This is a genomic window from Microvirga flavescens (assembly GCF_003290125.1).
GTDB classification, from domain to species: Bacteria; Pseudomonadota; Alphaproteobacteria; order Rhizobiales; family Beijerinckiaceae; genus Microvirga; species Microvirga flavescens.
Genome location: NZ_QMKH01000003.1, coordinates 32,273 through 44,312, shown reverse-complemented (window position 1 = coordinate 44,312; position 12,040 = coordinate 32,273). Strand labels below are relative to the sequence as shown.

Below are 12,040 nucleotides of genomic sequence, written 5' to 3'. Positions count from 1 at the left end.
TCGCCGCCCGAAGCGGCTGAGAGACAACAGGAGGAGAACGATGGGACCGTTTCCACACGATGCGCCGCCCCCGGCCATTACCGACGACAACCCGATGGGAACCGATGGGTTCGAGTTCGTCGAGTTCTGCCACCCCAAGCCCGAGGAGCTGGACCGTCTGTTCCGGACAATGGGCTTTTCGGCGGTGGCAAAGCACCGCTCGAAGAATGTGACGCTCTACCGTCAGGGCGACATCAATTTCATCCTGAACGCCGAGCCGGGCTCGTTTGCGGCGCGTTTCGCCGCCAAGCACGGCCCCTCAGCGCCCGCGATGGCGTTCCGCGTCGTCGATGCGAAATACGCTTACGACCGTGCCCTGTCCCTCGGAGCCAGGCCCGCGCAGACGCAAATCGGGCCGAGCGAGCTCGACATTCCCGCCATTGAAGGCATCGGCGGCTTGCAGATTTACTTGGTGGATCGCTATGGAGCGAAGGGGTCCATCTACGATGTCGATTTCGAGTGGCTCGGCGAGCCCGATCCAAAGCCGCCGGGCGTCGGGCTCTATTACATCGACCACCTGACCCATAACGTCCATCGCGGCAGGCTCAATGAATGGGCGGGGTTCTATGAGCGCCTCTTCAACTTCCGCCAGATCCGCTACTTCGACATTTCCGGAAAGCTCACGGGCCTCCACTCCCGCGCCATGACGAGCCCCGACGGCAAGATTCGCATCCCCATCAACGAGGATGCGGGTGAAACCGGGCAGATCGAGGAATACCTGCAGGAGTACAACGGCGAGGGAATCCAGCATGTCGCGCTGGGTTCAACCGATCTCTATGAATCGATCGAGACACTCATTCGGACCGACGTCGAATTCATGCCGGCACCGAACGATCTCTATTACGCGCGTATCGACAAGCGGCTTCCCAGCCACGGCGAGCCGCTCGCCCGTCTTCAGGCGGACGGCATCCTCATCGATGGCGAGGGAGTGGTCGAGGGCGGCTTTACCAAGGTTCTGCTCCAGCGCTTCGGCAAGACGGCCATCGGGCCGATCTTCTTCGAGTTCATCCAGAGAAAGGGCGACGAGGGATTCGGTGAGGGGAATTTCAAGGCGCTGTTCGAATCGATTGAGGAAGACCAGATCCGGCGCGGCGTCCTGAAAGCCGAAAACGCCTGACGATTCTGCGAATCCGGGGTCGGAAAGACCCGATCCCGGTTGTTCCCCGTGGGGAGTTATCCTCAGGGCGACGTCCCGGCGAAGTTGGAGATTGCCCCTCCAAGGGCCTCAAACAGGCATGGAGAGGGTGCTTTTCCGGCCTGCGCTAGACCTTCGAAGTCTTTGTTTCTTAATGATTTATTAAAATCGACCCTGACTTTCTTAATGTCTGGTTAAAGGGGCCTTCAGGAACGTGGCCTTTGTGCAACATGCCCCTGAAAAGCCTCCGTTGATGCCCCTTTTCCGCCTTCATTCGGTTGCTTGGGCGTTCGTCCTGGCTAATGTGGCAACAGCGACGGGGGCACCCCGGTCGTTACTGGTTGTTCCCGATCCGGTTTCCGGTGAGGGCCAATCGATAACCAGGGGAAATGGGACGTCTTCTAAGCTTCGTTGAAGCTATCGAGGCACAAAAGCCCGGCCCCCCAAGGGTCTCGAAACTTTGGAGGTCACTCAATGAAGCTCGTCAAGAGCCTTCTCCTCGGATCGGCTGCTGGTCTTGCAGCTGTTGCCGGGGCTAACGCTGCCGATCTGCCCGCCAAGAAGGCGGCTCCGGTGGAATACGTTCGCGTCTGCTCGACCTACGGTGCAGGCTTCTTCTACATCCCGGGCACGGAAACCTGCCTGCGCGTCAGCGGCCGCGTCCGCGCTGACTACGTCTATGGTCAGCCCTTCGACCGTAGCTTCGACTCGAACGGCTTCCGCACCCGCGGCCGTATCCAGCTCGACGCTCGTACGTCGACCGCTTATGGTCTGCTCCGTTCGGTGGTCCGTTTCGAGATCACCCGTAACTCGGGCACGCCGCTCACCGGCACCGGCTCGATCACCCAGAGCCCGAACGTTGCTGAAGCGTTCATCCAGTTCGGTGGCCTCACCGCTGGTCGCGTGACGTCGTTCTTCGACAACGGCGACCTGCCGACCGGCCACATGGGCACGCTCCGCTTCTCGGACGCTCCGGATGTCGGCCTCTTGGCTTACACCTTCACGTTCGGCAACGGCTTCTCGGCGACCCTGTCGCTCGAAGACGGTCTCGAGCGTCGTAACGGCGCGGTTGCTACCGCTTTCTCGTACGCCGGTCAGCGCGCTCCGGACGTCGTCGGTAACATCAAGTACACCGGCACGTGGGGTACGGCTCAGCTGTCGGCTGCCGGTCACCAGATCCGCAGCGACAACCTGTTCACCGCGAACGGCTTCAGCGACTTCCCCGACACCGAGTACGGCTTCGCCGTCACGGGTCAGGTTGGCGTGAACCTGCCGATGCTCGCTCCGGGCGACGCCGCCTGGATCGCGGCTACCTACGCTCACGGCGCGCTTGGCTACATCACCGGTGGTGCAAGCAACAGCTTCGGCGTTGGCACGCTTACCGCTCCGACGATCGACGCTTTCTTCAACCCGGCGACGGGTAACACGAGCCTCTCGACCGGTTGGTCGGTTGCTGGTGGTCTGCGTCACTACTGGACCCCCCAGATCCGTCAGAACGTCTTCGGTTCGTACGCCAGCTTCAACTACTCGGCTGCTGCTAACCAGGCCGGTATCCCGGACTTCAACGAGTGGCGCGTTGGTACCAACGTGTTCTGGCAGCCGGTTAGCGGCTTCGATATCGGCGTGGAAGTTCTCTACGCTCGTCTCGATCCCCGCGGCCGCGTTCTCCTCCCGGTCGGCTCGAACGAGAGCTCCTGGGAAGGTCGCCTCCGCGTTCAGCGCGACTTCTAATCGGCTCTCCGATTGGACAGGAAACCCCGGTGGAAACACCGGGGTTTTCTTTTTTGGCGATCTATCGAGGAGCAGTCGCCCCCCTCCCACGGGCTGGGACCGTGCCTCTTCCGAGGCAGGGTGGCAGAGAGAGTGGAGGTGGAGCTAGCGTCCGCTCATCCCTTTCTTGTTTCATGCCGGACCCCTCGCGCGTATTGCGACGCATGGCGCTCGTGGGGAGCGAAGCGATTTTTCTCTGAAAGGTCGGTCGGTGTGTCGGGAGCGGGGCCTTGCCGCCAATCGGCGCAATTCAAGGCACGGCGAGAATGATCTGACTCCCAGACTCTCGGCCGCTTAAAGCATGATCAGAACAAGTGGACTCGGTAGTCCATCCAGATCATGCGAGTTCAAGCTTTCGACGTTACGGCCTGCTCCGCAGCACGGACGAATTCTCCGACGGTTTCGATCAAGGCGCCTTCCAGCTCCGGCGCATGGCCCTGGTCCGGCACTGTGACGGCCGAGAGGCTCGGGTGCCGCTTTTGCATCTCCTCCAGGGTCGTTGCGGAGAGAAGATCCGAGTTCGCTCCCCGCAAAACCATGACGGGAATGTTCTTGAGACCTTCGAAGAAAGGCCACAAGTCCGGCAGTGGCGTTTCAAGGTCGAGGGCCTCGAGCGTTCTCAGGAGGGCGGGATCGTAAGACAGGACCAGTTCCCCGTCCTTCTCCTGCCAGGTGCCTTTCGCCAGCCGCTCCCATTGCTCTTCCGTGTTGGCCGGGAACTGCGTATCAGACATCTGCTTGAGGATCTGGCCGGCCTCGCGGAAGTTCCGGGGCTTCGGCAATTTGCCGATATAGCCCCTGATCCGGATCAGGCCCTTGGCCTCGATCACCGGGCCGACATCGTTGAGAACTGCGCCGCGCAAAAGCGTCGGGCGCACCGCGCCAAGCGCCATGATGATGAGCCCGCCGCGCGAGGTTCCGACGAAGACGGCGTTTTCGATGCCCGCAACCGTGAGGATCTGGAGGATGTCGTTCACCTCGATCCGCACATCGTAATTACGCCAGTCCTGATCCCATTCCGAGCGTCCGCGCCCGCGATAGTCGACGCAGATCACACGGCGCGGCGTTGCGTCTTGCGAGAGGGATAAGGCAAGCTCATGAAAGTCGCTGGAATTGCGGGCAAGGCCCGGCAGGCACACCACCGGCGTCGCGGAGGAGACAACGGGTCCATAATCTCGCGCATAAACCCGAAGGCCGTCCTGTGCCGAGACGAACAGATCCCGATAGCCGCCATCCATGATGTCTTGAGCTCCGCGTGCGTGGTCCGGCGGGATCATGCAGATTGAACGGCCATTATTCAATCCGTTCGGAAGGCTGCACGCTCCCGGTCTTGTCCGCAAGGGAACTGCTTTCCAGCCTTTGCCGATAGACCGTCAGGTTTTCCATCACCCGCTGCACGTAGTTGCGGGTTTCATAGAATGGAATGCGCTCGACCCAGTCCACCAGATCGACCTGAGGCTCGCGTGGGTCGCCATAGGTCTGAATCCACTTTCTCACGTTCCCACCCCCGGCGTTGTAGGAAGCAAAAGCCAGAACGTGCGAGCCCTTCCAGTCACCCATGAGCTCGCCGAGATGCGCCGCGCCGAGGGTGGCGTTGTAGGCGGGATCGTTCATGAGGCGCTCGAGATCGAAGGGCAGGCTGAACCGCTGCGCCGTGCTCTTCGCCGTCGCCGGCATCAACTGCATCAGCCCACGCGCGCCAGCGCTTGAAACGGCTTTTGCGTTAAAGGCGCTCTCCTGCCGTGCAATGGCGTAGACCATGGCAGGCTCGATGGGATCGCCGACTTTCTCGAAGTCCGGAATACCCGCAAGCGGGTACGCGTGAAGGTCGAGAGGCAGCCCGCGCTGAACGGCGGATTTTCCAATCGCCAGCACGGCGCGCGCATTGTTCTGCGCTTTCGCAACCGAGGCCAGCGCGTCGAGTTGCGCAGGATCGTTCAGCGCCAGGGCGAAATCGCCATAGAGGGTGAGAGCGAGGTCGGCCTCGCCCATCTTTTCAAGCAACTTGATGGCCGCGATGGCAGGTGCCGCCTCGAAAGCCTTTCGCGCTTCGTCGGAAAGGGGAGCTGCGCTCTTGAGGGCCACGGGCTGCTTCAGCTTTTCAAGGGCGAGCTGGCCATAATAGGTCGTCGAGCGCTCGGCTGCCCGCCGGTAGGAGAGGGCGGCCTCCTGAGGCAGATCGGCGGCCTCGGTGGCGCGGCCCAGCCAGTAGGTCGCACGGGCAATCGAAATCGGGGTCGTGGCATTGTGCGCGGCATTCGTGAAATGCCCCGCCGCCTTGAGCGGCTCGTTCAGAAACCGCAGGGCAATCCAGCCCGCATGAAACTCCGCCTCGATTTGCTGCGCGGGAGATTCCGCCGCATGGCGGCTCGCCACGTCATAGGCGGCTTTCGCATCGTTTTTGTCGAGCAGATCCCGTGTGATCCGCCGCCGTTCGGCCCACCATTCGTCCCCATCGACGAGCAACTCCAGATCGCGCGGCGCCTGCGCCAACAGGCGGGCCGCCTCCGACAGATTGCCGCTCCGCCGCAGAAACAGAATGCGGGAGAAGAGGTAGGAGGGGTCGGAGCGCAGGTTCTCGGGAACGGCGGCGAAGGCTTTCTCGGCGGCTTTCTTTCCCTGAAACGAGGCAAGGCGCGCTTTCACGAGGGTGGGGGAGTCCTTACCCGCGCGGCCTGCGGCGCGCAGGGCCGCGCCCCAGCTCTCCTTGAGCGCAAAGCGCTCCATGCGGAAGCGATGGTCCGCCTGGGACAGGCTGCCCGCAAAGGTGTCCAGGATCTTCTCTTCCGTCTCTGCCCCGAAAGTCTCCTCCCGCCAGACCCGCCGAATTTGCTCGGCAGCATCCCGGTCGAGACCACGCGCCTTCAGGGCGAAGGCGAGGGCGATCCGGCCGTTCACCGTCACGGGCGGTTCTGCCACGAAATAATCGATGACCTGTGCCGGAGCCTTCCGGCTCGCCAGAAGCGTCTCTTCCGCCCTTCGGCGCATCAGGGTCGAGCGCGGCCAGTCCCTGTACTCGTCCTGAAATGCGGCGATCCGCTCGAACCCCATCGGGACGCCGCTGCGGATCGCGAACCATTCGGCCAGCCCTCTGGCTCCGGGCTGCTGGAGTTTGGATTTGAGAACATCGGCCTCGGCGGTGTCGCCCGCGCGGTAGGCGTTGAGGATGAGAGGGAGATAATCGAGATCGCTCAGCGCCTGCGGAAGATAAACCTCATCGTCGATGGACCCGAACCGGATCTCGCTCTGGTATCGGGGCGGCAAAGGCGCATCATGCGGCAAGGGCACTTCGCCGGCCGTCGCCAGATTTGGGGCAAGGGCGAGAGTGGCGACAAGATGCATCGCAAGACTCTTCGTCCTCATGGGCCCCCCTTTTCGCCAAGACCGAAAAAGCAGATCTTGCAAAGACAATATCCTTGAGGAAACACCAACCGCCGCGTTAGGACAACGCGCGGGTCTCGGTTTGCGCTAATGGGCCGCACCCCTTATGTGTCCCCATCATACTCTCTCGGCTCTAGAGAGTTGAGGCATCATCCACGGAGAACGGCGTCATGGTTCAATTAAAAGGCTCAATCACAGCCCTCGTGACGCCCTTCAAAAACGGCGGCGTGGACGAGGGGGCCCTGCGTGCCCACATCAACTGGCAGATCGAGAACGGCACGGATGGCCTCGTTCCGGTCGGGACCACGGGCGAGAGCCCAACGCTCAGCCACAAGGAGCACGAGCGGGTCATCGAGATCTGCGTCGATGAGGTAAAGGGCCGCGTGCCGGTGATCGCCGGCGCGGGCTCGAACAGCACGACCGAGGCGCTGGGCTTTGCCCGCCATGCCGAGCAGGTCGGGGCCGATGCGCTCCTCGTCGTGACGCCCTACTACAACAAGCCCGGACAGGAAGGGCTCTACCAGCACTTCAAGGCCATCAATGATGCGGTCGGTATTCCGATCCTCATCTACAACATCCCCGCGCGCTCGGTGATCGACATGTCGGTCCAGACCATGTCGCGGCTCTATGAGCTGAAGAACATCGTGGGCGTGAAGGACGCGACCGCCAACATCGCCCGGGTCAGCCAGCAGCGTCAGGCCATGGGTCCCGATTTCATCCAGCTCTCGGGCGAGGATGCGACGGCTCTTGGCTTCAATGCGCATGGCGGCCACGGCTGCATTTCGGTCACCGCGAACGTCGCCCCCAAGCTGTGCAGCGAGATGCAGACAGCGAGCCTGTCGGGTGATTACGCGGCGGCCCTGAAGGTTCAGGACCGGCTGATGCCGCTCCATGAATCCCTGTTCGTCGAAACCAATCCCTCGCCCGTCAAATACGCCGCCTCGGTTCTCGGCCTCATGGAAGACACCGTGCGTCTGCCGCTGATCCCCGTCTCCGACGCCACGAAGAAGCTGGTGCGGGCGGCGATGGTCCATGCCGGGCTCATCAACACCTGAAGATCATGTCGAGCGCCCCCAAAACCATCAAGATCGTCGCCGATAACCGAAAGGCGCGGTTCAATTACGAGATCGTCGAAACCTTCGAGGCCGGCATCGCGCTCACCGGCACGGAGGTCAAATCCTTGCGCCAGGGCAAGGCGACCATCGGCGAGTCCTATGCGGGGCCTTCCGGCGAGGAGCTCTATCTCTTCAACGCCTATATTCCGGAATATCTGCAGGCGAACCGCTTCAATCACGAGCCCAAGCGCCCGCGCCGCCTCCTGCTTCACAAGCGCCAGATCGACAAGCTGATCGGCGCGACCCAGCGGGAAGGATTCACGGTCATTCCGCTCAAGATGTATTTCAATGAGCGCGGCATGGCCAAGGTCGAACTCGGCCTCGGGCGCGGCAAGAAGCTTCACGACAAGCGCGAAACCGAAAAGAAGCGGGATTGGGACCGCGAGCGCGGGCGGCTCATGCGCGAGAAGGGCTGAGCCCCGCTGCAACGAAGGCTCGATAATATCGCTTACAGAGAATAATCGCGGGTCGCACTTTGGTGCCGCCCGCGATTTTTTTGAAGATCAGCCTTCGCTGTCGTCTTCCGTCTGGCGGATGCCGTAGCGACGCTCGAGACCGCCGGGGCCGACAGGGCCCTGGGGGCGGGAGCGCTCTCCGAATTCACCGGCCGGGCGCGGTGGGCGCTCGCCCTGATCGCGGCCGATCTTCGTGACCAGTTGAGCGAGATCGAGGAATTCATCGGCCTGACGGCGAAGCTCGTCCGCCACCATCGGCGGCTGGGTCGTCACGGTGGAGACCACGGAGACGCGAACCCCGCGCCGCTGCATGGCTTCCACGAGAGAGCGGAAGTCGCCGTCGCCGGAGAAAAGCACCATCTGGTCGATATACGGCGCCAGTTCCAGGGCATCGATGGCAAGCTCGATATCCATGTTGCCCTTGACCTTGCGGCGACCGGCGGAGTCGACGAATTCCTTGGTCGGCTTCGTCACGACGCGATAGCCGTTATAGTCGAGCCAGTCGATCAGCGGGCGGATGGAGGAGTATTCCTGATCTTCCACGAGCGCCGTGTAATAGAAGGCGCGCAGCAGGGATCCGCGAGTTTGAAATTCTTTGAGAAGCTTTTTGTAATCGATGTCGAAACCGAGCGTCTTCGTCGTGGCGTAGAGGTTGGCGCCGTCGATGAAGAGGGCAATTCGCTGCTGGCCGGCCATGCTTGTCTCGCGTTATATCGTTTCGGGATCGGCAAAAACCATACTTGAAATGACGACATCAAAACTATTCGCAACCGAAATAAAGTAGCGATCTCTTTGCGGCGTATTCTAGAACAGGCTGACCGAAACCCTCGTCAGGGAATAATAAAATTTCAACATATACAGTAAAGCGATGGTGCTTGATTGTGTCAAGCACCGTCATTTCCGGCTGGGGCAGATATGCCCATGAAAATAAACGCGAATTTTATGTTGTAAGATTGCGGCTGCCCGGCTTGATGGCGGGAAGCTTCGCCAGTTCGGGAGGCAGGGCGTCGGCGGGATAGGCCGGAATATCGAGCTGGATCAAAGAAACCAGCGGCACGCCGAGATCGGCTTTGCCGCCCGACCGATCGATGAGGCAAGCCGCCCCAAGGATCTCGCCGGGGTGCTCGCGCAGGGCGGCGATGCACTCGCGGGAGGAGAGGCCGGTGGTCACGATATCCTCCACCATCACGACGCGCGCGCCTTTGGGAATGGTGAAGCCGCGCCGAAGCACGAACTCGCCGTTCTCGCGCTCCACGAAAATGGCCTTGCAGCCAAGGTGCCGGGCCGTCTCGTAACCGGGCACGATGCCTCCGACGGCGGGGGAGACGACATAATCCACCGGCCCGTAGGCTTCCTTGATCTTCTGCGCCAAGGCCTTGCAAACCCGCTCCGTGCGGGCCGGATCCTGAAACACGAACATCTTCTGCAGGAAGACAGGGCTGTGCAGGCCCGACGAGAGAATGAAGTGCCCCTCCAGCAAGGCGCCGGCGGAGCGGAATTCATCGAGAACTTCTGTCGGGGTCATGGCGCGGCCTTCTCTAAAACTCTCCCGGCTGGTTAGCCCAACTCGAGAACCGCCGTCGAGGGCGATTTTAGTAACAAAGTTTGCTGGGAGCCTTTAAGGCCATGTGAGAACAATTTCTCTGTGCGGATGGGATTTTCATGCGGGGTTCTCGTGCTGGGCGCATACGGGCTCATCGGACTGCCCGTCAGTCTCAAGCTTGTTGACGCTGGCCATTGCGTAACGGGTTTGGGGCGCGATGTGGCGAGGGCGCGAATCTCATACCCACAGGTGACCTGGAATGAGCAGGATATTGCATACCTGACTGATGCGTCCGCGTGGCTTCCCTTCCTGTCGGATGTCGATGCAGTTGTGAACTGCGCCGGCGCGTTGCAGGACAGTCCGCGAGATAACCTCCACGCCCTTCAGTTCGAGGCCATGAAAGCGCTCTTCGAAGCCTGCGAACGCGTTGGGATAAAGCAGGTGGTTCAGATTTCTGCTGTCGGTGTCTCTCTTGAGAGCAACGTGACATTCTCACACACCAAGGCTCAGGCCGATGCTGCTCTGGCAGCATCCAATCTCCCTTGGACGATATTGAGGCCAGGTCTGGTTCTTGCGCCGAACGCCTATGGCGGGACGGCGCTGCTACGAGGCCTTGCGTCATTTCCTTTCGCCATCCCGCTCCTCGACGGCCAGCAACGTGTTCAGACAGTAAGTATCGACGACGTTGCCGAAGCGGTTCTTGCTGCTATCGAAGGGCGTGTTCGCGACCGCACGATTTATGATCTGGTGGAGAGTGACACGCATTCCCTGCAAGAGGTCATTCTTGCTTTCCGATCATGGTTAGGGCATCCGCCGGCGCCCGTTGTAAAGATGCCGTCCTGGTTCGGAGTTCTGACAGGGCGATTGGGCGACCTCCTCAGCTATCTCGGGTGGCGGTCACCTTTACGGACGACTGCCATTTTGCAGCTTGGCGTTGGGGTCGTGGGGGATGCTTCCACATGGCGTAAAGAGGGTGGACATCGCCTGCGCTCGCTCGATGAGAGCCTACGACACTTGCCGGCGACTGTTCAGGAGCGCTGGTTCGGGCGCATGTGGCTGTTGAAGCCTGCGATCATCGCCGTCCTGAGTTTCTTCTGGCTCGCATCGGGAATGATAGGGCTTGTCGAATTGGATAGCGCGTCCGCTCTGCTGACGGAGCGCGGTTGGGGGCGTGAGATGGCAATGCTGGCCGTGCTTTGCGGCAGCCTGATCGATATCGTCTTGGGGGCTATGATCCTGGTCCGCCGTTTCGTTAAAGCCGCAGTCTCTGGCATGATCGGGGTGACGGCCCTCTATCTGATGGCGGCGACGCTCTTCACTCCCGACATATGGCTTGATCCATTGGGCCCACTGATCAAAGTCATTCCGGGGGCTTTTCTTGCGTTGGTTGCCTGCGCTCTGGCGGAGGAGCGCTGATATGGCAATCCTCGATCTCGTCCGATGGATCCATGTGATTGGAGCAACTGTTCTGCTCGGAACCGGCGCTGGTATCGCGTTCTTCATGGTGATGGCGCATCGAACGCGCGATCCAGCTCTCATCGCGCATGTCGCCGGAACCGTTGTGGTGGCAGATCTTCTCTTCACCACGACCGCCGTTATCGCTCAACCCATCTCCGGGGCTGTCTTGGCGATGCAGATCGGCTGGCCGTTGAGCACAGGGTGGATACTTTTGTCGCTCGTTCTCTACGTCTTTACAGGCATCTTCTGGCTTCCCGTCGTGTGGATCCAGTTACGCCTGCGTGATCTAGCCCGAGCCGCAGCAAAACGGCAACATCCCTTGCCGCCGCAATATCATCGGCTTTTCAGAATCTGGTTTGCGTGCGGCTTTCCGGCCTTCGGGGCTGTTCTCGCCATCATCTGGCTGATGTTGGTAAGGCCGCCGTTCGAGCTGATTTAAGTTTTCGCCGCCTCGACAAACGCCGCGAAAATTCCGTTGCCCGGGTGGTCGTCCTGCGTCACGAATGCCTCCTGGTGCCATTGCAGGCCCAGCGCGAAGCGGCGGGAGGGGATTTCGATGGCTTCGATGATGCCGTCCTCGGCCCTGGCGGCAGCGATGGCCCCGCTGGAGACTTCGGCGATCGCTTCCCGGTGGCGGCTGTTCACCTCGAATTGCTGCGCCCCGACGATACGTGAGAGCAGCGTGCCCGGTTCGATGGAGACTTTGTGCGTCACCTCGCGATTGTCGTGTTCGAGAATGTGCGCGCCGAGCTTTTTCACCTCGTGGACCATGCGCGCGCCGTGGAGGCTGGCTAACATCTGCATGCCGTTGCAGATGCCGAGCACGGGCTTGTCGCGGTCGAGGAAGCCCTGCATCAGCGCCATTTCGACATCGAGACGCTCGGATCGCGGGTAGTGGGATTCATGGCCTGCGAGGTACCACGCTTCCGGGAAACGGATTCGCCCGCCGACGCTGACGAAGCCGTCGAACTCGTCCACGACCGGGGCCACCATGTCGGCGAAATAGGGAATGCCGAAAGGCTGGCCGCCCGCCTGATGAACGGCGAGAAAGTAAGCCTTCGTCGTCTCATAGAGATTGCCGCCACTGCTGGTGTTCTCATCCATGATGATGGCGATGCGGGGCTTGCTGCTCACTTCTCTTGTC

Annotated in this window: 11 protein-coding genes; 6 read left to right on the top strand and 5 right to left on the bottom strand. The window is 61.2% G+C overall.

The genetic code is table 11. The features are described 5' to 3' along the window. Nucleotides 1-40: 40 nt before the first annotated feature. Both hppD and DQW91_RS07505 read left to right on the top strand, forming a co-directional pair. Nucleotides 41-1,156, top strand: a complete 1,116-nt coding sequence (gene hppD, locus DQW91_RS07510) for a 4-hydroxyphenylpyruvate dioxygenase (RefSeq protein WP_112662996.1) — start codon at nucleotides 41-43, stop codon at nucleotides 1,154-1,156. A 492-nt stretch (nucleotides 1,157-1,648) separates the two neighbouring features. Continuing rightward, on the top strand, nucleotides 1,649-2,905 hold the full coding sequence (locus DQW91_RS07505; protein ID WP_112662995.1) for a porin: 1,257 nt from the start codon (nucleotides 1,649-1,651) through the stop codon (nucleotides 2,903-2,905). A gap of 386 nt (nucleotides 2,906-3,291) precedes the next feature. Here the strand turns inward: DQW91_RS07505 and DQW91_RS07500 are convergent, their stop codons facing one another. Together DQW91_RS07500 and DQW91_RS07495 are read right to left on the bottom strand one after the other, a co-directional pair. Continuing rightward, nucleotides 3,292-4,182 (bottom strand): alpha/beta fold hydrolase, encoded by an 891-nt coding sequence (locus tag DQW91_RS07500; RefSeq protein ID WP_112663309.1) that lies wholly within the window; start codon nucleotides 4,180-4,182, stop codon nucleotides 3,292-3,294. A gap of 55 nt (nucleotides 4,183-4,237) precedes the next feature. Next, on the bottom strand, nucleotides 4,238-6,307 hold the full coding sequence (locus DQW91_RS07495; RefSeq protein WP_245410947.1) for a lytic transglycosylase domain-containing protein: 2,070 nt from the start codon (nucleotides 6,305-6,307) through the stop codon (nucleotides 4,238-4,240). Nucleotides 6,308-6,495: 188 nt separating this feature from the next. Between DQW91_RS07495 and dapA the strand changes: the two genes are divergently transcribed. Together dapA and smpB are read left to right on the top strand one after the other, a co-directional pair. Continuing rightward, nucleotides 6,496-7,380, top strand: coding sequence for a 4-hydroxy-tetrahydrodipicolinate synthase (dapA, locus tag DQW91_RS07490; RefSeq protein ID WP_112662994.1), 885 nt, complete (start codon nucleotides 6,496-6,498; stop codon nucleotides 7,378-7,380). Between the two features lie 5 nt (nucleotides 7,381-7,385). After that, nucleotides 7,386-7,856, top strand: a complete 471-nt coding sequence (gene smpB, locus DQW91_RS07485; RefSeq protein WP_112662993.1) for an SsrA-binding protein SmpB — start codon at nucleotides 7,386-7,388, stop codon at nucleotides 7,854-7,856. Between the two features lie 87 nt (nucleotides 7,857-7,943). On the opposite strand, the gene DQW91_RS07480 is transcribed toward smpB, so the two are convergent. Together DQW91_RS07480 and pyrE are read right to left on the bottom strand one after the other, a co-directional pair. Continuing rightward, nucleotides 7,944-8,591 carry a LabA-like NYN domain-containing protein gene (locus DQW91_RS07480; RefSeq protein WP_112662992.1) on the bottom strand — a complete coding sequence of 216 codons (648 nt, stop codon included), beginning with the start codon at nucleotides 8,589-8,591 and terminating at the stop codon, nucleotides 7,944-7,946. A gap of 244 nt (nucleotides 8,592-8,835) precedes the next feature. Beyond that, nucleotides 8,836-9,420 carry an orotate phosphoribosyltransferase gene (gene pyrE, locus DQW91_RS07475; RefSeq protein WP_112662991.1) on the bottom strand — a complete coding sequence of 195 codons (585 nt, stop codon included), beginning with the start codon at nucleotides 9,418-9,420 and terminating at the stop codon, nucleotides 8,836-8,838. 150 nt (nucleotides 9,421-9,570) lie between these two features. Here pyrE and DQW91_RS07470 point away from each other — a divergent pair, with 150 nt between their 5' ends. Next, the gene (locus DQW91_RS07470) at nucleotides 9,571-10,854 is read left to right on the top strand and encodes an SDR family oxidoreductase (protein ID WP_245410946.1); all 1,284 of its coding nucleotides are present in this window, start codon (nucleotides 9,571-9,573) and stop codon (nucleotides 10,852-10,854) included. A gap of 1 nt (nucleotide 10,855) precedes the next feature. Next, nucleotides 10,856-11,335: a DUF2269 family protein gene (locus DQW91_RS07465; RefSeq protein ID WP_112662989.1), complete on the top strand. Its 480-nt coding sequence runs from the start codon at nucleotides 10,856-10,858 to the stop codon at nucleotides 11,333-11,335. Here the strand turns inward: DQW91_RS07465 and DQW91_RS07460 are convergent. Next, nucleotides 11,332-12,030 (bottom strand): gamma-glutamyl-gamma-aminobutyrate hydrolase family protein, encoded by a 699-nt coding sequence (locus DQW91_RS07460; protein WP_245410945.1) that lies wholly within the window; start codon nucleotides 12,028-12,030, stop codon nucleotides 11,332-11,334. The two genes, DQW91_RS07465 and DQW91_RS07460, sit on opposite strands and share 4 nt — an antisense overlap. Nucleotides 12,031-12,040: the final 10 nt, after the last annotated feature.

What these genes read in the sequence shown, in the direction of transcription:
- DQW91_RS07500 (WP_112663309.1), bottom strand. Translation starts at nt 4,182, where the DNA reads ATGGATGGCGGCTATCGGGATCTGTTCGTCTCGGCACAGGACGGCCTT.
- dapA (WP_112662994.1), top strand. Translation starts at nt 6,496, where the DNA reads ATGGTTCAATTAAAAGGCTCAATCACAGCCCTCGTGACGCCCTTCAAA.
- pyrE (WP_112662991.1), bottom strand. Translation starts at nt 9,420, where the DNA reads ATGACCCCGACAGAAGTTCTCGATGAATTCCGCTCCGCCGGCGCCTTG.
- hppD (WP_112662996.1), top strand. Translation starts at nt 41, where the DNA reads ATGGGACCGTTTCCACACGATGCGCCGCCCCCGGCCATTACCGACGAC.
- DQW91_RS07505 (WP_112662995.1), top strand. Translation starts at nt 1,649, where the DNA reads ATGAAGCTCGTCAAGAGCCTTCTCCTCGGATCGGCTGCTGGTCTTGCA.
- DQW91_RS07480 (WP_112662992.1), bottom strand. Translation starts at nt 8,591, where the DNA reads ATGGCCGGCCAGCAGCGAATTGCCCTCTTCATCGACGGCGCCAACCTC.
- smpB (WP_112662993.1), top strand. Translation starts at nt 7,386, where the DNA reads ATGTCGAGCGCCCCCAAAACCATCAAGATCGTCGCCGATAACCGAAAG.
- DQW91_RS07465 (WP_112662989.1), top strand. Translation starts at nt 10,856, where the DNA reads ATGGCAATCCTCGATCTCGTCCGATGGATCCATGTGATTGGAGCAACT.
- DQW91_RS07495 (WP_245410947.1), bottom strand. Translation starts at nt 6,307, where the DNA reads ATGAGGACGAAGAGTCTTGCGATGCATCTTGTCGCCACTCTCGCCCTT.